Genomic DNA, 22660 nt, shown 5'->3' on the forward strand with positions numbered 1-22660 from the left:
AAGGACTATGGGACGCCAAGGGAGGCACGGCAGCATATCCGTGACTATATGGCATTCTACAACCACGAGCACCTGCATCAGTCATTGGACTATCAGACACCAGGCACCATTCATATTCATTAGATGCGCCCCCGCTCCTCCTTGAACAATTATCTTTCCGATGTCAGAACCTATCAAGGGCAGTACGCCTTGACAGAACCTGATCTCGGAAAAGCGGGGAAGGAACAGAACTGAGGCCCCACCTTATTTTCGTAAAATCCGTGTCTTGACAATGGGGTCCACTTTAAAAGTTGGCGTATTGTAAAAAGATTGTCTATAATAAAGAGTGTACAGAGTAATGTAGAAGGAGGATAAATATCATATGGTTAATAAGCAGACTACTTTTCAAGCACCTTCTCTTAATCTATTTGGTGCAGGAAGTGTAAATGAAGTCGGTAAGCGTCTTAAAGATCTTGGTGTGAAAAAGTCCCTACTAGTTACAGATGAAGGATTGCATAATTTAGGTTTGTCTGAAGAAATTGCGGATATTGTTCGTGAAGCTGGGGTGGAAGTTGCTATTTATCCGAAGGCGGAACCAAACCCAACAGACAAAAACGTTGAAAAAGGTTTGCAAGTTTTTAGAGAAGAAAATTGTGATGGTATTGTCACCCTAGGTGGCGGTAGTCCTCACGATGCTGGTAAAGCGATTGCACTTGTGGCATCAAACGGTGGAAAAATCCATGATTATGAAGGAGTCGATGTTTCCGAGGAGCCAATAGTTCCATTAGTTGCTATTAATACAACGGCAGGAACTGGAAGTGAATTCACATATTTCACTATTATTACCGATACAGAGCGTAAAGTTAAAATGGCAATTGTTGATAAACATGTAACACCGACCCTTTCCATTAATGATCCAGAATTAATGGAAGGTATGCCTGCTGAGTTGACCGCAGCGACAGGTCTCGATGCATTAACTCATGCAATTGAAGCGTATGTTTCTATTAATGCAACTCCAATAACAGATGCACTCGCTATTCAAGCGATGCGTATTGTTCCAAAATATTTACCTCGTGCGGTTGCAAATGGCCAAGATAAGGAAGCACGTGAGAAAATGGCTTATGCTCAGAGCCTTGCGGGGATGGCATTTAACAATGCTGGTTTAGGATATGTACATGCAATTGCACACCAATTTGGAGGTTTTTATAACTTCCCGCATGGGGTATGTAATGCTATTCTACTACCACATGTTTGTCGATTTAATCTTATTTCAAATATTGGGCGATATGCAGATATAGCTTCATTCCTCGGAGAGAATGTTGAGGGATTGAGTGATTATGATGCAGCTGAAATTGCTATTAATACAATTGAGCGTCTTGGACAAGATCTTGATATACCTTCAGGATTTAAAGAGTTGGGTGCGAAAGAAGAAGATATCCCGACATTGGCTGAAAATGCTATGAAAGATGCAACTGCATCAACAAACCCCCGTAGACCAACACAAAAAGAAGTTGAACAAATTATTAAAAATGCAATGTAATAAGCCAACCCCCTTTGGCAAGGTCAAAGGGGGTTTTTTCGTTTTACAGAATTTCGTTTGCCAAAAAAAGCTGGACAATTCCTTATCCTCTATGCAACTGAATAACATTTCCAGTGGTGTATGGTATTCCAATTACCTTATCGGCATGTGGTTTCTTCCTACAGTGACGGATGTGACAAATTCTTGGTCGACGGTATTGAAAGCCATATCTTTAAGCAGGTCCCCTTTTCTTAACAACCCATTGCAATGCGCATTCAATCCCCATTGAGACGGTGTCTCTGGATCGGCAAAGTGATGGGCAGATCATACTGTTTCAACAATAGTACATATTTATATATTAGCTTTAATTTTTAGGGGAGTAAAATCGGATTACCCCAGCCGGTCTGCTTTACTGAATTCAGTCAACTCCTTCTCTTTATGCAACATATCGACAAATACTTTTAATGCTTTTGTTTGGAACGGGGAATTTGTCAAAATGAAAAAATTTCTGGCTAAAGGCAGCCCTTTTATATCGACGGTTTTTAAATCCCCATTACGCAGTTCTTTTTGTACAGCCCACTCAGATAATAAGCTAACCCCTGAACCTGCCTCAATCATCTCTTTAATGGCTTGAGTACTGCCGAAATTCATAATTTCCTTCGGTGATATATCAAGCTGATGAAACAATTTTTCTGCAGCCTCTCTTGTACCCGATCCTTTTTCACGTAAAATCCACGTCTCATTTTCCAAATCTTTGATTTGAATTTCTGTCTTTTGTTTTACAAGCGGATGATGGGAGGCAGCGACTAGAATCATGGTGTCTTTGGCGAACTCCTTTGTACTCAGATGCTCATCTTGATTGGAATGTCCTTCCACGATGCCGACATCCAGTTGATGACGAAGAACGGAGTGGGCTATTTCTGCGGTGTTACCGATGACAACGGCGGGTTTGACTTCAGGATAGATATCTTTCATTTTTGCAATGATATGTGGAAGAACGTACTCTCCAAATGTATAGCTCGCACCGATTGATAAAGGGCCACTTGCTTTATTGACAAGGTCATCCACCAACAGATTCATGCGAGAGTGCAGACCTGCAATTTCCTTTGCGTGATGATAAACAATTTCTCCTGCTTTATTAAGACGGACATATTTATTTGACCGTTCCAGTAATCGGACATTAAAATCCTCTTCCAATGCTCGGATATACTGGCTGACCGCGGGCTGTGTCATATGCAGCTCTTCGGCAGCTCTGGAGAAGTTCTTCTTCTCTGCGACAGTGATGAAAACTCGTAATTGTTGATCCATCTTATCATCCTCTCTTCTGTTCATTTTACTATAACAGATTACTTATCATTATTATCATAGATAGTTATTTTTATTATACCTGTCCATGCTTTATTGTTAGTAAAGGAGGTGTTTTTAGATGGGATTGCCAAACAAGCAACGAAACTCTGGGGACAAGGAAAAGCAGTTTGCCAATCAAGCAGCTTGGTTTGGTGGGATTGGATTTACATTCTTCATTGCATTGATTGGATTTTTAGTGGCGTTGGTTCCAGGATTTGATAGAGTGGGGCAGCTTGCCTGTGCGATTATCATTGCTGTCATCTATCGTCAGATATTTGGATACCCTGAGGCAATTCGATCAGGGATAGCATTTTCCTCCAAACGGTTACTCAGAGTGGCAATTATTTTATATGGGTTGAAGCTGAGTATTGATACAGTATTGAGTGATGGATTGGGACTTTTAGCAATTGATGCAGGTGTTATCATTTTTGCCATATTTGCAATGATTTGGCTTGCTAAAATATTTAAAGCGGATAAGAATATTTCTTTGTTACTTGGCGTTGGCACAGGCGTATGTGGTGCTGCCGCAATTGCGGCGGTTGCTCCAATCATAAAAGCAAAAGATGAGGATACTGCCATAGGGGTCGGTATCATTGCATTGATGGGGACCATCTTTGCAATAACTTATACGATATTGCGTCCAATCCTTCCGCTCGATGCGATACAGTATGGTGTCTGGTCGGGCACAAGCCTGCATGAAGTTGCACATGTTGCTTTGGCGGGAGCACCTGCAGGGGAGGATGGACTGGCGATTGCATTACTTAGTAAATTAGGACGCGTCTTCTTACTTGTTCCGCTGTGCTTCATCTTGATTACAATTTTTCAAAGGAAAAATAAGGGAAATGTTGAATCTGAAGCAAAGGTCGAATTTCCTTGGTTCCTTGTGGGTTTTATCCTTTTCAGCCTTTTGGGCAGTTATATTCTAGGTCCAATCATTCCATTTCCTGAGGCTGCAAGGCAAAGCGTCTCAGTTTTAACAGAATGGCTACTGACTGCTGCAATGGTCGGTCTTGGGTTAAATGTAAGTTTGAGAGATTTACGTAACCGTGCCTTAAGACCATTGGCTGCAATGACGGTCACTTCGATCATATTATCTGTAGTCGTCTACTTTATCGTTTAAAAAGAGTAGGGCTCTGATTGCAGGTATATAATTCATATCAGGTGTGGCGATAACATCCTGAGAATTACGTTGAGATGGCGAAGGACTGCCTGTATGCATCTAAGTTAGCACTCTAGTTCTTAAGTATTTCAATGAGCCCTTTTGCCGGAAAAGCATTTTGAGTGTATCGCGTGTGACCCTTTTTAGGTGTCTAGCTTAATTTTACAATCGGCGAATTAAAAGGAAAGGGAGGTCTTTGTTAACTATAATCCGAATAAGGGACAGCTAATAAAAAACGCCATTATTCGTTTTATAGTTCACTTTTCTTATCTTGATTTTCAGAAGTGCTGGAAGGGAGCATTAATCGCCATACACCAAAATGGGCAGTCTCTCAAGGAAGAAACTTAATAAATGTTCGCAAAGCAGAACGACCAATACTAATGCGGTGGCCGAAAGCCTCAACAACGCGGATACCCATTTTCCTCTTTCCTAATGTCCCTTGCCATTTAGAACATTCACACAAAATGAAGTAGAGTGAAACTGGTAAAGTTATCATGAAAAAGCCTGTAAGTTCAGCTATTACTGGCGAGTTCGAAAACAGTGGCTCGATATAAGGTCGGAATACAAACGAGATGGTTCCCACAACAAATATTCCGTCTACAGCGCTAACAACATAATCTAAAAAGAACGCATATATACGTTTTTTAAATGGCGCATAAGACATAGAATCCTCTTCTTTGAAAAACCCTTAATTAAATGACATATATCGATAGATTCCATCTGCCCCTTGACCTTTATGGTAGTCTACATATAAAGATGAATATATTTTTAATCTTATGAATACTATAAAATATTAATGGTGTATATGAACCGATGTATAGATTTTTAAGATTCCAACCACGAAAAGTTCCCATAGTGGCTTGACCTGAAAAGAAAGGAAGATATGGAAATGCAACTGCTGATGATTGTACTGCCGGTCTTTTTGATATTTGGAGCAGGGTATATTGCCCAAAAGATATTGAAGATGGATATAAAATCTGTGTCTGCCTTATCACTCTACATATTACTGCCGATACTGACATTCAACACGTTCTACACGAATGACATCACGATGGACTATTTCCACCTGTTTACCTTCACCCTTATAATTACAGCAATTCTAGGCGGTGTGACGATTGTAATCGGCTACTTCCTGAAAGCTGACAGGGAAGAGATGGCGGCAATGCTGCTGGGCACTCTTTTTCCAAATAGTGGGAACTATGGTTCGCCTGTTGTATTGTTCGCAATTAGCGCAACGGCATTCGACTATGCCATAGTGCTGATGGTGCTGCATGGTTTCCTGATCAGCACAATTGGGATATTCATCGCTTCCTTCGGGACCGGGGCTTTGATAACTGTACGGGAAGCGATCGTGAACGTATTTAAGATTCCGGTCATCTATGGTGCCCTGGCTGGCATTCTGCTTCAGGTGTTTGACGTGACAGTTGGTGATAAACTCATGGAAATGTCAGAAATGACAGGGGATGCCGCGATTCCCGTAGTGATGCTCATACTGGGTATGCAGCTGGCCCAGATTACTAAAGAAAAATTCAAAATGAAGAATATCACGGCGGTAACGATTGTCAGGATGATTATTGCACCTTTAGTGGCAGCTGTACTGGTCCTGTTCATGCCTGTCGATGATACGATGAAGATGGTATTCATTATACTCAACGCGATGCCAGTGGCCGCCAATTCGACGATGCTTGCGGTTCAATTCAATGTAAAGCCCAATCTTGTCTCCTTTTCTACATTGGTCACTACGTTGATCAGTCTTATTACGATACCGATATGTCTATATCTGATTGGCATATAAAATAAGAATAAGGGGAGGACAATCAGAGTTTTTGCTGATTGTCCTCCCCTTATTGAATTCATCTAGCGCATACAATGTTCCATCACTTTTTCAAGCAATTTTGGAGTGATTTCAAAGGCATTTTTCCTGTGTAGCCGTTCAGTCAGCTTGTGCGGGTCTTTGCCGAACGGTCCTATATTGATGAAGGGGGTCTGCAGTTTCTGCATTTCTTCGAATGGAATGCTGTAGGTCCTTCCCCATACAGGTGTGTTGGATTTGTATGATTCCCAACTGTCATCGTAATTATCATATGTTACATAACTTAAGTCTGATATACCGTTGAAATAGTGGATTTCCCTCGGTTCGATATCATGATTTTCCATCAAAAAATTATTTGCCAGTGACGCGAGACTTCTGACCAGTGGTTCTTCAGACGCATTGACTGGTGGGTAGAAAGGCGGCGCAAAGAGTGTCACGGCGAGTGGCGCGAGTTCTTTGCAGTAGGTGACCATCCTGTTGGCAATATGCAGGGATTTTTCACGGTCATCAAGATCACTGCGGCCCACATATTCAGAGATGATCGACTCAACTTTCTCTGATCCATATTTATCGGTCATATAATCATGAAGTGCTTTATACGACAAGGTCCTGATGGTGCCAACAGGACGGACACCCTCTCTGTTGCATAAGCTTTCATAGTGCTTTTGGCATTCATCCATGGTCTCTTCCACAAGGTTATGGTACATATTGAATATATCGGCAGCATTCTGTTTCATGGTGAATACATTATAGAGAGTCGCTACATGATTCGATGTTTGGGCAGAGTAGTCTTCTTTCAAGTCATAATATTTAAGTGTGATGGGAAGAGGCGTCTTTTCACCATACTCCTCTTCAGAAAATGCGTCGCTGAATTCCATCTTCTGACTCATGAAGGCGGCCATATAGTGTGCATTCAAGCCCCTCAGCGGTTCGCCGACATGCGTTTCGACGCCATAGAAAAGGGCAGAGGGCATTATTTTGCCGATGGAACCGGAATAGAAATAATAATTGGGATCATCGGGATATTGGGTGAAGCTAGGCTCACTATTTAAGAACAGTGAAAAATCAAGATCATTTTCAATACGGATGCCATCCAACTTTTCGACTGCAGCACGCATGCCTGCAGAATCCACCTCTTCATCAGGCACGGTCACGAGCAGAAGGTTGATTGGCCAGTCTTCTTCTATTGCCTTTTCAATCAGATGGATATGCAGTGCGAGACCTGCTTTCATATCCATGGCGCCTCGTCCAAATAGGTATTCATCGGATTCGATATCCTTCTGTACTTCTTCAGGAAAGTCGTCGATCCTTTCTTTAAAATGTTCGATGAGTTTTTTCGGTTCAAATGCAAGTTGGCTGTTGGAACCGAATTCCTTTGTATGGACAGTGTCGAAATGGCTGATCAGGACAATTGTTTTTTGGGCATTCGGATTCTTATACAAGGCACTCAGGGCATTACGGCCCTTTCCGGCATCATGCAAGGTAATAAAATCAGGGTTCGCCGTGTAATATTCGAGACGGGATAATTCCTCCCTTAAATTGAAGGGGAACTGTATTTCCCCTTGTGTGCCTGAGCGACTCTCCCAGGAGACTAGGCGACACAGGAGCGCTTCTAATTGTTCAGGTGATTGCCAAAGCATAATCTTCCTCCTAAATATGGGTGTTCTAATTTTCATTTTCGTTGTAATAGTTTAAAAATCTTTTTTCTACATTACTTAAGTGAATAAGCATCTTATTTTTTGCTAGTACAATATCCTGTAGCTCGATGGCCTTCAATATCTCTATGTGTTCCTTATGAGCCTCTTCTGCACTTTCCGGCACGGTCTTGGAAAGGATAAGAAAAGATCTGCTAAGGTCATCATTGATTTTTTGAAGGAGATTTCTTATTTCCGTGTTGGTGTTGACTGACACGAGCGAGAGGTGGAATTCTTTATCAAGTCTCATGAACTCAGCGTATCTATTGTTTTCTATTGCCTGCTTCTGTAATTCCAAATTTTCTTTCAGATTACGGATCATACCAGAATCAATTTTCATTACCGTCTTTTCAATATTATAAACTTCCAAGAGATTGCGTAATTCCATATATTCAAGGGACATCTCTTTAGTAAAATCGGCAACGACAGCAGGCGCCCCCGTCCTCTGTATAATCAACCCCTCTGAAGCAAGGCGCATCAAAGTATCGCGGAAAGGTGTACGGCTGATGCCGAGTTGTTTTGAATATTTTTCTTCTGGCAAGGGATCCCCGGCTCTTAATTCACCAGTAAGTATGGATTCCTTCAATATTTCAAAAGCCTGGTCTGAAAGGCGGGAACTTTTGGGAATTTTTTTCATATCAAGCATCCTTTCATCTCTAAAGTGCTACTGCTGGATGACGATTCTTCAAAGTGTCGCCATGAAGCGTTGCATGCGATCCATTCCTTCTTCCAGGTTGGCCATGGAATTAGCGTAGGAAATTCTGATGAATCCGGCTCCCTCATCCGAGAAGGTGGAGCCGGGGACTACAGCAACATGCTCTTCTTCGAGAAGTCTAGTTGCAAACTCCAGATCATCCAGTCCTGTGTGTGAAACATTAGGGAAGATATAGAAGGCGCCAGTGGGGACATTGCATTTGAGGCCCATCGTTGAGAGCCTGTCATGTATAAAATCTCTGCGCGCCTTATAGGTTTCATTCATATCTTGTGGGAAAGATCGCGTATGGTCTAAAGCTTCTATAGCAGCATATTGACTTGGCAGGGATGCACAGATCGAATTGTTGAGGTGGACACGAAGAACATATTGGATCAGGTCTGCAGGGCCGAGCACGTAACCGAGGCGCCATCCTGTCATGGCATGCGATTTTGATAATCCGTGTATCAAAAATAGCCTGTCCCGGATTTCCCGAAATGAACCAAATGATGTGTGTTCGCCGCTGAACGTATTCTCACTGTATATCTCATCTGAAATGATGAAAAAATCCTCATTCATTATTATGTCGACTAATGCTGCGGTTTCCTGCTGTGATAATGACATTCCGGTTGGGTTCGAAGGATAGTTGAAAATAATGGCTTTAGTCTTATCTGTAATCACTTCGATCAGTTTTTCAGGAGTGACTTTAAAATTCGAGTCTGAAACGTCGATATAGACGGGTACACCTCCATTTAGGCGGATGAGCGGTTCGTATCCTGAGTAGGAAGGCGAGGGGAGGATGATTTCATCTCCTTTACGGATGATGGTACGAAGAACTGAATCGATGGCTTCACTTGCACCGTTGGTCACCACAATCTCTTCAGCAGAATCGTAGTGGAAGCCGTAAGTATCAAAGAAAAAGCTTGAGATGCTCTCCCTGAGTTTCATCAAACCTGCGTTATGTGAATAACCAGTCTTACCTTTCCTTATTGCTTCAATGGCTGCTGACCTGATGTTTTCTGGAGTAGGAAAATCTGGTTGTCCTATTGTCAGGTTTATGCCGTCACTATAGCTGCTTACTTTGTTGGCAAACACTCTTATTCCAGGTATTTCCAAGGTTTTTGCAATATCGTTTATCACTCGAGTCATTCTTCCACCTCCTGTATTGTATACAGTATACAATTTCGATTATATTGGCATATATTAGTAAAAGCAACTTTTATCGAAAAAATAAATTATATAAGAAAGCGCTCACACTTAAGTTATCACACTTTTCGCAATAGTCGTTGACAACTTTTTTAAACTGCTGTAATCTTTTTGTATACAGTATACAACTTATTGAAAACGTTATCATTATAAAGGGGATGGAATGATGAAAAAGTTATCGGGTATTGCGGCTACTTTAAGTTTGGTTTTTATATTGACAGCGTGTGGAGGAAGCGGAGAAGAGTCATCAGCTAGTGGAGGTAGTGACGAGTCTGTGACATTACAGTTAGGTCATGCCTTGTCGCCCGGGACGCCTGCTGCAGACAAAATTGATGAAATGGCAGAAACTATAGAGGAAGAAACCGATGGTCGAGTCGTATTCGACATCTACCCGGACAGTCAGCTAGGCTCTGAAACGGAAATGTTAGAGCAGATTCAAGTGGGGTCGATGCAGGCTGGCGCAATTATGGTCGGGTCCATGCAGACGCTGGATATGAAGATGGCAATCGAGGACCTTCCATATATGTGGAAAGACGTAGAACATGCACGCGAAGCCTACAAAGGCGAGTTCGGTGAAAAACTGGCGGACATCGCTTCTGAGCAGGGTCTCACCCAAATCGGTTATCTCGAATGGGGCAAAAGGCATATAACGAACAATGAGAAACCGATTGTCGAGCCAGAAGATCTAGAAGGCGTCAATATCCGCGTTGCGGAAACAGCACTTAGAGTTGATGCTTTTGAAGAGGTGGGTGCTCTGCCTACAGTTATGGCATTCAGCGAAGTCTATGGTGCGCTTCAGCAGGGGGCGCTTGATGCACAGGAAAATCCATTGTCTGTTATAAATGCAGCTAAATTTTATGAAGTCCAGGATTATCTGTCATTGACGGGCCACTTCTACAATACAGTGATGATGATGGTCGAAACGGACACTTGGGACCAGATTTCAGAAGAAGATCAGAAGCTTATAAAGGAAGAAACGTCTAAGATATCCGAAGAAGTCACTGAAATGAACGATAGCATGGAGAAAGAGTATCTGAAAGAATTGGAAGAAAACGGCATGCAGATCAATGATGATGTGAATACTGAAGCTTTCCGGGAAGCTATGCTTCCAGTTTATGATAAATGGGAAGAAGAGGTATTTGGCAAAGAGCTGATGGATGTATATAGAGAAGCATCTGGATGGGAAAAGTAAAATCCATCAATCTTTAAAGGGGCGTAAATAAAAATGGGATTTACGAAAATGCTAGTAAAGCTGTTGACATGGATGTGCATTATAACCATCACATTACTGACGTTCATCGTGTTATTGCAGGTCGTCACCAGATTCTTCGACTATTCCCTACCGGGCACCGAAGAATTATCCAGGCTATTCATTGTATGGTTGACTTTTCTTGGCAGCAGCCTGGCCATCTATGAAAAGATGCATCTGGCAGTAAATTATTTTGTCAATAAATTCAAGACCAAGTATCGCAAGATTTTTTATATTCTGGTCAACGCTTTAATAATAGTATTTTATGCAGTACTGACGTTTTATGGATTTAAATTATCCATGAGCGCGATGTCACAGACATCATCGACTTTGCAGCTTCCAGTCGGAATCTCGTACTTGGCTATTCCGGTCAGTGGATTATTCTCTCTCTACTTCATAGTAATAAACTTGACTAGTTCACCTACTGAAGAAGAGGAGGGCATGACATCATGATGATTATTCTCATACTACTCATCTTTTTTGCCCTTCTCTTTGTAGGTATGCCAATTGCTTATGTCATAGGGTTAGTGTCTATTGCCATGCTGATGTTGAATGGGGTTTCACTCGAAATAGTCATCCAACGCATGTTTGCTGGAGTGGACAGCTTCTCATACTTGGCGTTGCCTCTCTTCATTTTAGCTGGAAATATAATGGGCAAGGGCGGTTTGACGAAAAGACTCATGGCACTTTCCAGTGCTGTGGTCGGGCGTTTTACTGGAGGTACAGCGATAACGACAGTGGTCACCACCGCTTTGTTTGGGGCAGTTTCTGGGTCGACTGTGGCAACAACATATGCTGTCGGGTCAGTGCTTGTACCCCGCTTGCAGGAAGAGAAATACAGCAATTCATTTATCGCCAGCATAATTGGACCAGCAGGAGTATTGGGGCTCATCATACCGCCAAGCATTACAATGGTGATACTTGGTATTACAGCCAATATTTCAATCGGTGATTTGTTTATTGCCGGTCTCATTCCAGGCATCATACTGACAGTTGCTCTATCAATATATGTGGCGGTGATTGCGAAGAAAAAAGGATATGGAGAAATTCCTGCAGAAACTCCTAAGGGGAAAGAGTTCTGGGTAATAGCATGGCGTGCATTTTTCCCTCTGCTGACTCCAATATTTATCCTTGGTAGTATTTTCAGTGGTTTTGCAACAGCTACTGAGGCAGCTGTCATTGCCGTTGCGTATGGTTTTATCCTCGCACTTGTATACAGGGAACTTAACTTCAGGACATATAAGGAAATAATGGTGTCTTCTGCAGTTACTTCTGCAACCATTCTTATCATAATCTCAGCAGCCAATGCATTTACGTATGTATTGACAGCCAATCAGATACCGATCATGATCTCGAATTTCTTTCTGGATTATGCTACATCCCCATGGATGTTCCTGATTATTGTTTCGATAATTTTGTTGATACTTGGTACTCTGACAGAAGTGACATCCCTGATTGTGCTTTTGAGTCCAATATTCATGCCGATAGCGACACAATACGGAATCGATCCAATCCATTTCGGTATGGTGCTGATCATGAATTTCGCTCTGGCAAACATCACTCCGCCCGTTGGTTTGTCGTTAATCGCTGGGTGCAGCATTACAGATAGGCGGATGGGTATAGAAGAGACATTGCCATATATTCTTCATGTATTGGCGATTGTCGGTATTATGGTTCTGATCATAATATTCTTCCCACCGTTATCAACATTCCTTCCAGGACTGTTCAAATAGGAGAGATTAAATGATTTTAAAACCAAGTGAAACCACACATTTTGACAACCTTCATGGTGGGACAGGCAGTGTAATTATTGAAAAGACATTGCAGCCTGGCACAGTCGATGGCTTGGACCTTTTCGCAAAAGTTACAGTAGAGATTGGTGCAAACATCGGGTATCATGAGCATATTGACGACTCGGAAGGCTACTATATTTTATCCGGAGAGGCAGAATTCATGGATTCAGATCAATCAGTGAGGAAGGCATGGCCTGGAGACCTTTGCCTGATTGTAAAAGGAGAGTCCCATGGCATAGTCAATATAGGGAAAGAGCCGCTGATTTTTCTGGCCGTTGTCTTTTAGAGATTGAAATCGAATAGATGAACGGCAGGCGTAGTGATATCATGCAGCCTGCCGTTTTTAAATACTCTGGATGTGCTTCATGAAATGGGAGTTACTGCATCGGAAAGTTTTATATAAAATTGATTTGGAATATTACAAAAAATAATAGGAGGGTGTCCATGACGATTGTGGAACAGCTTTATACGGCTTACGCGACGAATGAACCATTGGAGCTTGGAACGCTTGAAATTGAATCAGAGGAGGAAGCTTACAGTATCCAGGATGAAGTGTTGAAGATGAAGGAGGAGAACGGGGAAATCCTCATGGGATATAAAATCAGCCTGACGAGTCAGGAGACCCGTAGTCTGTTCGGCAGTAAGACGCCGCTCTACGGAGCAATGACTGATGTAACCGTCCGGAGGGGGATCAGTTTGAAGGATTATAATATACCACTGCTCGAGATGGAACTGGTGTTTCTGATTGATGAAGAAATTCTGTCGACGGACTCCGCCGAAGAGATAATGGAGAAATGCCGGGTGGCCCCTGGTGCAGAGGTGCCGGATGGGCGTTATAAGGATTGGTTCCCGAACACCAGCTTGACTGAAATCATTGCGGACGGCGCGGTGAACGGTGCAGTGATATACGGAGAACCAGCCCGCTATGGCTACGGTGACCTTGATGATATCAAAGGTGTACTGCGTCGTGATGGGGAGGCCCTGAAGGAGGGACGTTCGACTGAAGTGTTCGACCATCCGGCGAAATCAGTAAAGTGGCTGGCGGAGTCTCTTGCCGGTAGAGGGAAGAAGCTTGTGCCGGGCATGTTTGTCTCTTCTGGAACTTTCAATCTTCCGGTTCCTCTTGAGCCAGGAAGTTACGAAGTGGAGTATGAAAAGATAGGAAAAATAGCTTTTGAAGTTACTGTGTAATGGATGATGCAATCAAAATAAAGGCATCTACAATTTTACAACCCAGCCAAAAGGATCTTCAATCCGTCCGTACTGGATATCTGTCAAATCATTGTACAATTCCTGAGCTGCTGGCCCAACCTGATTGTCGTTAATGATATAGTCGACGCCATGGATGTTCAGCTTGCCGACCGGGGAAACAACGACGGCCGTACCTGCGCCGAATACTTCCGTGATTCTACCGCTCTCCAAATCTTCAGCGAGCGTATCGATGTGGATGGCTTCCTCTTTGACTGTGTATCCTTTATATTCCGCCAGTTGGATGATGGATTTCCGGGTGATGCCAGGGAGGATGGAGCCATTGAGTTTTGGAGTGATCAGTTCGCCGTCACGGATGAAAAAGATATTCATGCTGCCGACCTCTTCGACATATTTCTGCTCGACACCATCGAGCCACAGCACTTGTTCATAACCAAGTTCGTTGGCTTTCTTTTGAGCTAACAGACTTCCCGCATAGTTTCCGCTTGCTTTCGCAAAACCGACACCGCCGCGTACAGCACGTACGAAATCATCTTCCACATAGATGCTGGTCGGACTGAGTTGGGCGCCGTAGTAGCTGGCCACAGGGGAGAGGATGATATTGAACTGGTACGTTTCCGATGGCCGGACGCCAAGAAATGGTTCGTCCGCGAAGACAAATGGACGAATATAGAGCGATTGGCCGGGGCCACCGGGTACCCAGTCGCGCTCGAGCTTGATCAATTCATAAAGGGCATTGAGTGCATTTTCTTCATTGATTTCCGGCATAGACAGACGGGAGAGGGATTTATTCATCCGACTGAAGTTCTCATCTGGGCGAAAGAGCAGTACGTCATCTCCGTTCTTGTATGCCTTCAAACCTTCAAATACCGATTGCCCATAATGTAGTGCCTGACAGCTCGGTGAGAGCTGCAGATTTTGATAAGGGAGTATGGAAGGTTCAGACCAGCCATATTCAGGGGTATATTTGTTCGTAAACATGTAATCCGTAAATACTGTACCGAATTTTATCGTCGATACATCTGGTTTGTCCTTGAGGTGGTTGGCCCGTTCAATCTGCAATGTCTGTGTCATTATAATTCCTCCCTTAATTATTGAGCGGTTAGTGATTTTTCAGTTTGCGTCGTATCTCTTGATTTACCTCTGTAGAGCGCCCTTACATAGAGTCCTCCAGTAGCAAGCACTGGTATCAATCCAAGGAGAAGTGATACTTCATAATTCATGCCGAGTGTTCCCGGGGCGTAGAAGAAATAAGTGCCCACCACACCTGTCATGAACAATGCAGGAATACCCGCAATGAAATGGAACTTCCCTTCCTTGATCAAGTAGGCTGTGGCCACCCATAGCATCGTGGCTGCGACAGTCTGGTTCGTAAAACCAAGATACCTCCACAAGAAGGAATAGTCAATTGTAGCGAGTAGGAATGCAGGAACAGCGACCAGGGCGGTCATCAGGAACAACTTCATCTTCCCTTCAAATTTCACAAATTGTCCAATCGCTTCGGTGAGCATCATGCGGGAAGAGCGAAGTGCAGTATCGCCAGTTGTGATCGGCAGGATGACTGCGCCAAGGAATGCAAGGATGGCACCTGACGTACCGAGGTAGCCGATTGAAATCGAGTCGATGACGCCAGCAGGTCCGCCATTGGCCAGTGCAGCGCCGAGTCCATTAGTTCCGCCGAAGAAAGTCATGCCGGCCGTAGCCCAGATGAGTGCAATGATGCCTTCGGCAATCATCGCACCAAAAAAGACTTTACGTCCTTCAGATTCCTTTCTGACTGTGCGCGCAATGATGGGGCTCTGGGTCGAATGAAATCCTGAGATGGCGCCGCAGGATATCGTGACCATCAGAAGTGGCCAGACAGGCAGCGATTCCGGATGGGCTGTCTCTAATGTCAAATTGGGTACTTGTGCTCCGGAAAACAATAATCCGCCAAATACTGCAGCTGCCATGATGATCAGGATGGCACCAAAAATCGGGTAAATCCTGCCTATTATTTTATTTATCGGCAGGACGGTGGCTGTAAGGAAATAAGCGAAAATGACCACCAACGCCACAAAGAATGGGATGGCTCCTCCGGTCTTGAGTGAAATCAATTCTGCTGGTCCTGCTGTAAATGCGGCTGCCACGAGGATCATCAGTGCCAATGAGACGACATAGATGAAGACTTTAACGCCTTTGCCGAGATACCGCTCTACAAGTGCAGGGAATTGTGAGCCGTTGTGGCGGATGCTGAGCATACCTGAAAAATAATCATGGACCGCGCCGGCGAATATACAGCCTACGACGATCCAGATTAATGCAACGGGCCCATACAATGCGCCGGCGACTGCTCCGAATACGGGGCCAAGCCCCGCTATGTTGAGGAGTTGGACGAGCCATCCCTTGATGGGATGCATTGGAATATAGTCGACACCGTCGGCGCTTTTATAAGCAGGTGTGTCATTAGTATCGTCGATCACAAATATCTTCTCAATAATCTTTCCATACACCATATAGCCGAGAATTAGAAGAAGAACTGAAAAAGTAAGTGTCCACATAATCGAATGCCTCCCTTTATTGGAAAATTGTTTATATCTTATCAGTTTCCAAAAGGAATAGCAACATCTTTTCAGATAATTTAGATTTCTTTTTGGATATTAAAATTAAATTCAAATTATATAGGAGTCGTATAAGGAAATTCTGGTTTTAAAAGTTTTTTCCATGATGTATCTTTTCATTTTTTCATGTAGGCTGAAGAGGGTACATTCCATTTTAAACAATATCTTGTGAACTGGTTCATGAAGAAATGTAATTTAAGGGGGAAATTATGAAAAAGATAAAATTGACTGTCATTCCAGGGGATGGCATCGGTAGTGAAGTGATGCCCCATGCCTTGGATATACTGGATGTAATAGGGGAAATTCACGGTGGACTGGATTTTGAATACGAGCATTTCGATTATGGATGCGACTATTATCTTAAGCACGGGAAAATGATGGCAGATGATGGGATGGAGCACCTGGCTGAATCGGACAGTATACTACTTGGTGCGGTGGGCGATGCTTCCAAAGTGCCGGACCATATCTCTTTATGGGGGCTGCTTCTGAAAATCCGGCAGGAATTCGAACTGGCAATCAATGTCAGACCGGCGAAGGTGTTTAGGGGCATCGATTCGCCTCTGTCTGCGCCGGAGGATTTCGATCTGGTCGTCGTACGTGAGAATAGCGAGGGGGAATATAGTTCTGTAGGCGGGCGCATGTACCGGGGAGACGATGAGATTGCGATCCAGAACAACGTCTTTTCAAAAAGGGCGACAAAGCAGGCTATGGAATATGCATTCAAGCTTTCTGCAGGGAGGAGCCATCATGTAACGAGTGCGACGAAGTCGAACGGCATATTTCATGCCATGCCTTTTTGGGATGAAGTGTTCAGCGAAACGTCAGCACAGTATGAAGGTATTAGAACTTCCCAACAGCATATCGATGCACTCGCCGCTTCTCTCGTGACCCACCCGCAGCGCTACGACACTATAGTAGCCAGTAATTTGTTCGGGGATATCCTTACCGATATCGGTGCAGCAATAATGGGGAGTATCGGCATTGCGCCATCCGCAAATCTGAATTTAAATGATAAATCTCCATCAATGTTCGAACCAGTCCATGGATCAGCACCGGATATCGCCGGGCGGGGCATTGCCAATCCCATAGGTCAGATTTGGACGGTTAAAATGTTGTTGGATCACCATGGCGAAGAAGAGATGGGTTCTATGCTGCTGAACACTATGGAAAGTGTGACAGCGGATGGAATTCTTACACCAGACGTAGGTGGCGGTGCGTCAACTGATGAAGTGGCAGGTGAAGTGATCAAGAGGCTGAAAAGAAAGATGTAGAAAGATGGCTGGTTTACCGGCCATCTTTTTTAATTCAAATTGAACAACTTTTATAATTATGATACTATTCAGATTAATGAAATGCGACTCATGCGCTATGCCTAAGGAGAGGGATAAATGGAAGATGGAAAAGAATTGAAGTCAATACTGAAAGATTGGCGGTTACATGCCGTTGTCCTCATCATTGTAGTCATTACGGAAATAATTGGACAGATATCAATCCCGGTGGGCCCAGGAGCCATTCTGTTGCTGCCGATGCTCTATGCGTTGGTCATCGGTTTCGGATTGTATTTCACTCCAGTGGTCTCGAAGGTGCAATCCATCAATGCCGAGCCTCTAATCGTCATGGGAGTAGGGGTGCTCATCGCTAAAATAGGAGTCATCATCGGTCCTCAGGCAAAAGAACTGATTGCGGTCGGTCCCGCCTTGCTGCTCCAGGAATTCGGCAACCTTGGGACTATCCTGGTCGCACTGCCTGTGGCAATATGGCTCGGCATGAAGCGGGAGAGCGTGGGGATGACGCATTCAATCGGCAGGGAACCGAATGTGGGGCTTATTATGGACCGTTATGGTTTTAATTCACCTGAAGGGCGCGGGGTTATGACGATGTACATATTTGGCACGGTATTTGGAGCCATCTTCCTCGGATTGATTGCAGGCCTTCTGGCAACGGTGACGCCGATCCATCCACTTTCGTTCGCGCTCGCTTCAGGCGTCGGCAGCGGCAGCATGATGGCAGCCGGCAGTGGTACATTGATTGCTGCGTACCCTGCTTTGGAAGATCAGATCATCGCTTTGGCGGGGGCGAGCAATCTGATATCCCTTGCTACAGGGCTATACGTCAGCATGTTCATCGGACTCCCTCTTACCAATAAAATCTATGCTGTGATGGACCGGAAAGAAACGGGGGATCGAAGCGAATGAGGAAAATCATCGATTGGACTTTGATATTATTGATTTTTGCAGGGATAACTCTGCTTGGAAATATGATTGGCTATGATATCTACTCATGGGGAGCGGTTCCTGGCATCCTAGTCCTGATCTTGATTGCATTGGCGGGGATGGCCATGGAAGAATATATCCCGGTAAATATCCCGGCAGTGGGCTACATTGCCCTGATCGGCATCATCATTTCACTCCCCGGGTTTCCGGGGTCTGAACAGGTGGTCGCTTGGACGAATGATATTGAATTGTTGGCTATTACTACTCCAATACTCGCCTATGCAGGTATCTCGATAGGACGCAACTGGGCCGATTTCGCCAAAATGGGATGGAAATCCATTGTAGTGGCGATTTTGGTCTTCATCGGTACATTTCTCGGCTCTGCTCTGATTGCAGAAGTTGTACTGAGGATACAGGGCATCATATAAAAATCACGCACCTCGTGGAGGTGCGTGATTTTATTCCTTATTAGATGCTATAAATTAGGTCAGATCAACTGTTTCAGCTTCCGTCTCGTCATCATTCATTATTTTAGCGGTTTCAATCTCTATTTCTATGGCTTGAAGATTATCATTGCCTTTTAACTTCTGATAAGTCTGCCCAATTTTAGCGAGTGTCTCGTCGACATCAGGTGTGACATCTTCAGGCAGTTTTGCCTTACCTAAGATTTCCACGAAGCGTTTTGTCTTATCCGTGCTTTCTTCATAACCAAGAAGGATATGTGCATAAGGGTTCTTTTCGAGATCTTCTACTTTGTAGGTGTCTTTCGTCGTGTACGTGTAGAGTGTAAGCCCATCATTATAGAAAGTCATATATCGGCTCATGGGTTTGTCCTCGCGTATTGTGGCCATCGTACCTATTTTGTTGGAATCGAGTATTTCTTTCAGCTTATTGGTGAATTCTGTCTTATTCATGGATAAACCTCCAATTAATATTCATTCTCCCTCCTTATACCCATCTACAGAAAATAATAATCACGGTTGGTTGTTGACGCACAATTGAAAGTATAAAAAATTATATGCTTCTATTCGTTTCATATATATACTGCAAAATATGGTATGATTGTCTGACAATCGTGAAAAAGATTTACATATTAAGGAATGATTCGATGGGAAAAGAAAAGCTTTGGACCAAAGATTTCATCATAGTCTTCATCTTCAACTTCTTCATCATGCTGGCGATGTTCCTGCTTATGGTGACGATAAGCGGCTACGCGGTAGAAGAGTTTAATGTGTCCACCAGTACAGCAGGACTCGTATCGGGTATCTTCATTGTTGGTTCGTTGGTTGGACGGATATTGACCGGTCATCAGCTTAGTCTGATCGGTGCAAGGAAAATCATGTTCATCGGTACGATCATGTTCATCATTACATATGGCCTGTACTTTGTTGCCGGGAATCTCACCTTGCTGCTGTTCGTGCGTTTCTTCAATGGTCTGGCTAATGGAGTTGCAACCACTGCAGTTGGAACAATTGCAGCACTCGCCTTGCCGAAATCTCGGAGGGGCGAGGGCATCAGCTATTTCAGTCTGAGCTTTGTGATGGCGACCGCCCTTGGCCCCTTCATGGCTTTCTTTTTGCTTCAGCACATCACCTATCAGATGTTGTTCGTCATCGTCTTCACGCTGGTTCTTATTGCCAGTTTCTTCACAGTTTTCATCAAGACGGATAATACGACGATAGACCTGTCCAAAGAGCCTAAGCCCAAATTCCAGTGGATCGACAGGAAAGCGATGCCGATTGGTCTTGTTGTTTTGCTCATCTGCATGACATATTCCACTGTGCTGTCCTTCATTGCACTGTTTGCGGAAGAGCAGAACCTCGTTTCCGCTTCAAGCTACTTCTTCCTGGTCTATGCACTGATCATATTGGTCACCCGGCCTGTGACTGGAAGGATCATGGATCAGGTTGGGGCAAACATCGTCACCTATCCGGCTTTTATAGTGTTGGCGATAGGATACCTTGCGCTCGGTCAGACTACATCTGGCATGATGCTGTTGATATCCGGCGTACTGATTGGATTGGGTTATGGGAACCTCCAATCGATTACACAGGCACTCTGCATTAAAGTGGCGGAGGCCAAGGATGTGGGTCTCGCGACATCCACTTACTTCATTGCACTGGATTTCGGCCTGGGGGTGGGGTCCTACATCCTGGGCGGTTTTGTACCGATGTTTGGCTACCACGGCCTGTACAGCATGATGGCCTTGCTTGTCCTGGCCGGAGCTGTAGTATACTACTTGGTATATGGTAGGTATGAGAAAAGGGGTACAAGAACTGAATCATGATGCAAAAGAGATGATCAAGTGAGTAACAGTCGTAAACGCTCAGCAGGAAGCGTTACAAGAAAAGGGTTCATACTGATGACGGCAGGCTTAGCACTTATCGCTGGCCTAATCTATACAGGGATGGACCCGAACATAGGTTGGAGTGCCGGCAGTGCTCTGTCAATATTGTTATTGGGACTTATCCTTTGGGCGTTCGAACCGATTCCATTCGGAATGACAGCGATGATCATAATGGTTCTCCTCGTCGTCCTCAATTCCGTCTCGATCGATGTCATGCTCTCTGGGTTTTCCTCACCTGCTGTATTTCTTGTGGTAGCAGGAGTCATGCTGGTGCAGGGAGTGGGGGAGACATCTTTGATACCGCGCCTGTCATACGCATTGGTCTATCGTCTGGGGCGCTCCCTAAAAGGGCTCTTCATAGGTATCTTTGTACTGATCCAATTCATGGCTTTCTTCATCCCTACAAACAGTGTCAGGGCGACTTTATTGTTGCCGCTTGCGACAAAGGTCGTGGATACGGTGGGGGCGGACGGCAAATCGAACTACAACCGTCTCATCATGGTCGGCATCGCCTTTGCCACGAACCTTAGTGCAGTCGGTGTATTGACTGGGGCAGTGAGCAATATTTTAGCGGTCGAGCTGCTCAATTCATATACGGGCTACAACATCACCTACCTGCAATGGTTCCTTTATGCGTTGCCACTTTGGGTGCTGTTGACCATTTTGATTCCGTTGGTGCTTCTATGGTTCTATCCGCCTGAAGATATGGATACAGAAGTGCTGCATAAGGAGATGGAAATCGCATACAAGGAATTCGGTCCCCTTTTACCAGATGAGTGGAAATGCATCATTGTGTTGGGGCTGACAGTTCTGCTGTGGGCCTTGGAGGCGGTGCATGGCTTTCACCCGGTTATCCCCGCCATGCTCGCCGTCGTCCTGATCACTTTGCCGAAGATCGGATTTGTGTCATGGAAACAAGTTGTCGACATCAATTTCGATCTGATCCTTTTGATTGGGGCATCTTTGTCGCTTGGATATGCATTAACCGAATCGGGAGGACTCGATGTCTTATCGGAGATACTGCTGACGGATTCCTTGATACGCATTTTTTCCAATCCGTGGCTTGCCATGGTGGCAGTCATCATCATTTCCCAACTCTATCATATGGTGGTCACCAACATTTCAACCGCTGTTGTGACTCTCGTACCGATCGTCATTACAATTTCGGTGGAAGTCGGTTTGGATCCGCTGATGATGACATTCGTTACAGCCGTCACGTTGTTATTCGGATTTATCCTGGCCATCCAGTCGATGCCGAACGTCATCATCTATAATGAGGGACGCATCAGTCAGAAAGATTTTATCAAACCAGGCATTGCCATTACAGTCGTCAGTGTACTGGCTACGATGGCTACAGCATTTACATTTTGGAACCTATTCGGATTGTGGCCATAGAAAAGCCGCCTATGCCAATCAGCATAAGCGGCTTATTTATATTGAGATGATTATACACGTTGAGGCGGTGCCAACCAGTTTTCGGCCCATTTCTGCAGTTCGGCCATGAAAGGTTCCATTGCACATCCTTTTTCTGTAAGGATGTATTCTATCCTTACCGGGGTTTCCGGGTAGACTTCTCTTTTGACCAGACCCTCTTTCTCAAGCGTCTTAAGACGTTCCGAGAGGACACGTCCACTGACACCGATGGAAGACTCGAGGTGGCAGAAACGCTTCGGCCCTTCGAGCAGCTGGTAGATGATGAGTCCTGTCCATCTCTGACCGAGAATACCCATGGCGCTTTCAAACTTTGGACAGATCGAATAATCCATATCATCACTCCTTGAGAGCCAGTATAACTCTTTTTGGGCGCGCATCACAACTAAATGAACCATACTTCAGTTAAA

At 44.3% G+C, this 22660-nt stretch carries 23 protein-coding genes; 14 read left to right on the forward strand and 9 right to left on the reverse strand.

Annotation, left to right across the window (positions count from 1 at the left end; all coding sequences use genetic code 11):
* Together ACFFLE_RS06425 and ACFFLE_RS06430 are read left to right on the forward strand one after the other, a co-directional pair.
* The coding region (locus ACFFLE_RS06425; RefSeq protein WP_380570442.1) for an integrase core domain-containing protein at positions 1–123 on the forward strand (123 nt) is incomplete at its 5' end.
* A 238-nt stretch (positions 124–361) separates the two neighbouring features.
* The gene (locus ACFFLE_RS06430; RefSeq protein WP_380570311.1) at positions 362–1519 is read left to right on the forward strand and encodes an iron-containing alcohol dehydrogenase; all 1158 of its coding nucleotides are present in this window, start codon (positions 362–364) and stop codon (positions 1517–1519) included.
* A gap of 369 nt (positions 1520–1888) precedes the next feature.
* Here the strand turns inward: ACFFLE_RS06430 and ACFFLE_RS06435 are convergent, their stop codons facing one another.
* Positions 1889–2806: a LysR substrate-binding domain-containing protein gene (locus tag ACFFLE_RS06435; protein WP_380570312.1), complete on the reverse strand. Its 918-nt coding sequence runs from the start codon at positions 2804–2806 to the stop codon at positions 1889–1891.
* Between the two features lie 118 nt (positions 2807–2924).
* Between ACFFLE_RS06435 and ACFFLE_RS06440 the strand changes: the two genes are divergently transcribed.
* Positions 2925–3965 carry a YeiH family protein gene (locus ACFFLE_RS06440; RefSeq protein WP_380570313.1) on the forward strand — a complete coding sequence of 347 codons (1041 nt, stop codon included), beginning with the start codon at positions 2925–2927 and terminating at the stop codon, positions 3963–3965.
* A gap of 370 nt (positions 3966–4335) precedes the next feature.
* Here the strand turns inward: ACFFLE_RS06440 and ACFFLE_RS06445 are convergent, their stop codons facing one another.
* Positions 4336–4668 carry an RDD family protein gene (locus ACFFLE_RS06445; protein ID WP_380570314.1) on the reverse strand — a complete coding sequence of 111 codons (333 nt, stop codon included), beginning with the start codon at positions 4666–4668 and terminating at the stop codon, positions 4336–4338.
* Between the two features lie 225 nt (positions 4669–4893).
* Here ACFFLE_RS06445 and ACFFLE_RS06450 point away from each other — a divergent pair, with 225 nt between their 5' ends.
* On the forward strand, positions 4894–5799 hold the full coding sequence (locus ACFFLE_RS06450) for an AEC family transporter (RefSeq protein WP_380570315.1): 906 nt from the start codon (positions 4894–4896) through the stop codon (positions 5797–5799).
* 62 nt (positions 5800–5861) lie between these two features.
* Here ACFFLE_RS06450 and ACFFLE_RS06455 read toward each other — a convergent pair whose 3' ends face one another.
* From ACFFLE_RS06455 to ACFFLE_RS06465, 3 genes are read right to left on the reverse strand one after another with little or no spacing between them, the layout of a single operon-like run.
* Complete coding sequence (locus ACFFLE_RS06455) at positions 5862–7457, reverse strand: M20/M25/M40 family metallo-hydrolase (protein WP_380570316.1); 1596 nt, start codon at positions 7455–7457, stop codon at positions 5862–5864.
* 25 nt (positions 7458–7482) lie between these two features.
* Positions 7483–8148 (reverse strand): GntR family transcriptional regulator, encoded by a 666-nt coding sequence (locus tag ACFFLE_RS06460; RefSeq protein ID WP_380570317.1) that lies wholly within the window; start codon positions 8146–8148, stop codon positions 7483–7485.
* A 48-nt stretch (positions 8149–8196) separates the two neighbouring features.
* Positions 8197–9351 carry an aminotransferase class I/II-fold pyridoxal phosphate-dependent enzyme gene (locus ACFFLE_RS06465; protein WP_380570318.1) on the reverse strand — a complete coding sequence of 385 codons (1155 nt, stop codon included), beginning with the start codon at positions 9349–9351 and terminating at the stop codon, positions 8197–8199.
* Between the two features lie 220 nt (positions 9352–9571).
* Here ACFFLE_RS06465 and ACFFLE_RS06470 point away from each other — a divergent pair, with 220 nt between their 5' ends.
* From ACFFLE_RS06470 to ACFFLE_RS06490, 5 genes are all read left to right on the forward strand, one after another.
* On the forward strand, positions 9572–10600 hold the full coding sequence (locus tag ACFFLE_RS06470) for a DctP family TRAP transporter solute-binding subunit (protein ID WP_380570319.1): 1029 nt from the start codon (positions 9572–9574) through the stop codon (positions 10598–10600).
* A gap of 48 nt (positions 10601–10648) precedes the next feature.
* Positions 10649–11110 carry a TRAP transporter small permease gene (locus tag ACFFLE_RS06475; protein WP_380570320.1) on the forward strand — a complete coding sequence of 154 codons (462 nt, stop codon included), beginning with the start codon at positions 10649–10651 and terminating at the stop codon, positions 11108–11110.
* Positions 11107–12390, forward strand: coding sequence for a TRAP transporter large permease (locus ACFFLE_RS06480; RefSeq protein ID WP_380570321.1), 1284 nt, complete (start codon positions 11107–11109; stop codon positions 12388–12390). Before ACFFLE_RS06475 ends, ACFFLE_RS06480 begins: the two co-directional genes overlap by 4 nt.
* Before the next feature lie 10 nt (positions 12391–12400).
* On the forward strand, positions 12401–12736 hold the full coding sequence (locus tag ACFFLE_RS06485) for a cupin domain-containing protein (protein WP_380570322.1): 336 nt from the start codon (positions 12401–12403) through the stop codon (positions 12734–12736).
* Positions 12737–12894: 158 nt separating this feature from the next.
* Positions 12895–13641 carry a 2-keto-4-pentenoate hydratase gene (locus tag ACFFLE_RS06490; protein WP_380570324.1) on the forward strand — a complete coding sequence of 249 codons (747 nt, stop codon included), beginning with the start codon at positions 12895–12897 and terminating at the stop codon, positions 13639–13641.
* Between the two features lie 27 nt (positions 13642–13668).
* Here ACFFLE_RS06490 and ACFFLE_RS06495 read toward each other — a convergent pair whose 3' ends face one another.
* Both ACFFLE_RS06495 and ACFFLE_RS06500 read right to left on the reverse strand, forming a co-directional pair.
* A complete protein-coding gene (locus tag ACFFLE_RS06495; protein ID WP_380570325.1) occupies positions 13669–14733 on the reverse strand; it encodes a branched-chain amino acid aminotransferase in 1065 nt (354 codons plus the stop codon).
* Between the two features lie 17 nt (positions 14734–14750).
* Positions 14751–16199 (reverse strand): carbon starvation CstA family protein, encoded by a 1449-nt coding sequence (locus tag ACFFLE_RS06500; protein WP_380570326.1) that lies wholly within the window; start codon positions 16197–16199, stop codon positions 14751–14753.
* 269 nt (positions 16200–16468) lie between these two features.
* Between ACFFLE_RS06500 and ACFFLE_RS06505 the strand changes: the two genes are divergently transcribed.
* From ACFFLE_RS06505 to ACFFLE_RS06515, 3 genes are all read left to right on the forward strand, one after another.
* Complete coding sequence (locus tag ACFFLE_RS06505; RefSeq protein WP_380570327.1) at positions 16469–17530, forward strand: tartrate dehydrogenase; 1062 nt, start codon at positions 16469–16471, stop codon at positions 17528–17530.
* A 117-nt stretch (positions 17531–17647) separates the two neighbouring features.
* Entirely contained in the window at positions 17648–18454 is an 807-nt protein-coding gene (locus ACFFLE_RS06510) for a DUF3100 domain-containing protein (protein WP_380570328.1), read from the forward strand.
* The gene (locus ACFFLE_RS06515) at positions 18451–18900 is read left to right on the forward strand and encodes a hypothetical protein (RefSeq protein WP_380570329.1); all 450 of its coding nucleotides are present in this window, start codon (positions 18451–18453) and stop codon (positions 18898–18900) included. The genes ACFFLE_RS06510 and ACFFLE_RS06515 overlap by 4 nt, the downstream gene beginning before the upstream one ends.
* Positions 18901–18954: 54 nt before the next feature.
* On the opposite strand, the gene ACFFLE_RS06520 is transcribed toward ACFFLE_RS06515, so the two are convergent.
* Positions 18955–19386, reverse strand: a complete 432-nt coding sequence (locus ACFFLE_RS06520) for a pyridoxamine 5'-phosphate oxidase family protein (protein WP_380570330.1) — start codon at positions 19384–19386, stop codon at positions 18955–18957.
* A 194-nt stretch (positions 19387–19580) separates the two neighbouring features.
* Here ACFFLE_RS06520 and ACFFLE_RS06525 point away from each other — a divergent pair, with 194 nt between their 5' ends.
* The gene (locus ACFFLE_RS06525; protein ID WP_380570331.1) at positions 19581–20759 is read left to right on the forward strand and encodes an MFS transporter; all 1179 of its coding nucleotides are present in this window, start codon (positions 19581–19583) and stop codon (positions 20757–20759) included.
* A gap of 18 nt (positions 20760–20777) precedes the next feature.
* Complete coding sequence (locus ACFFLE_RS06530) at positions 20778–22214, forward strand: SLC13 family permease (RefSeq protein ID WP_380570332.1); 1437 nt, start codon at positions 20778–20780, stop codon at positions 22212–22214.
* A gap of 50 nt (positions 22215–22264) precedes the next feature.
* On the opposite strand, the gene ACFFLE_RS06535 is transcribed toward ACFFLE_RS06530, so the two are convergent.
* A complete protein-coding gene (locus tag ACFFLE_RS06535; protein ID WP_380570333.1) occupies positions 22265–22585 on the reverse strand; it encodes a winged helix-turn-helix transcriptional regulator in 321 nt (106 codons plus the stop codon).
* Positions 22586–22660 lie beyond the last annotated feature (75 nt).

It is taken from the genome of Salinicoccus siamensis (genome assembly GCF_042429615.1).
Lineage (GTDB): Bacteria > Bacillota > Bacilli > Staphylococcales > Salinicoccaceae > Salinicoccus > Salinicoccus siamensis.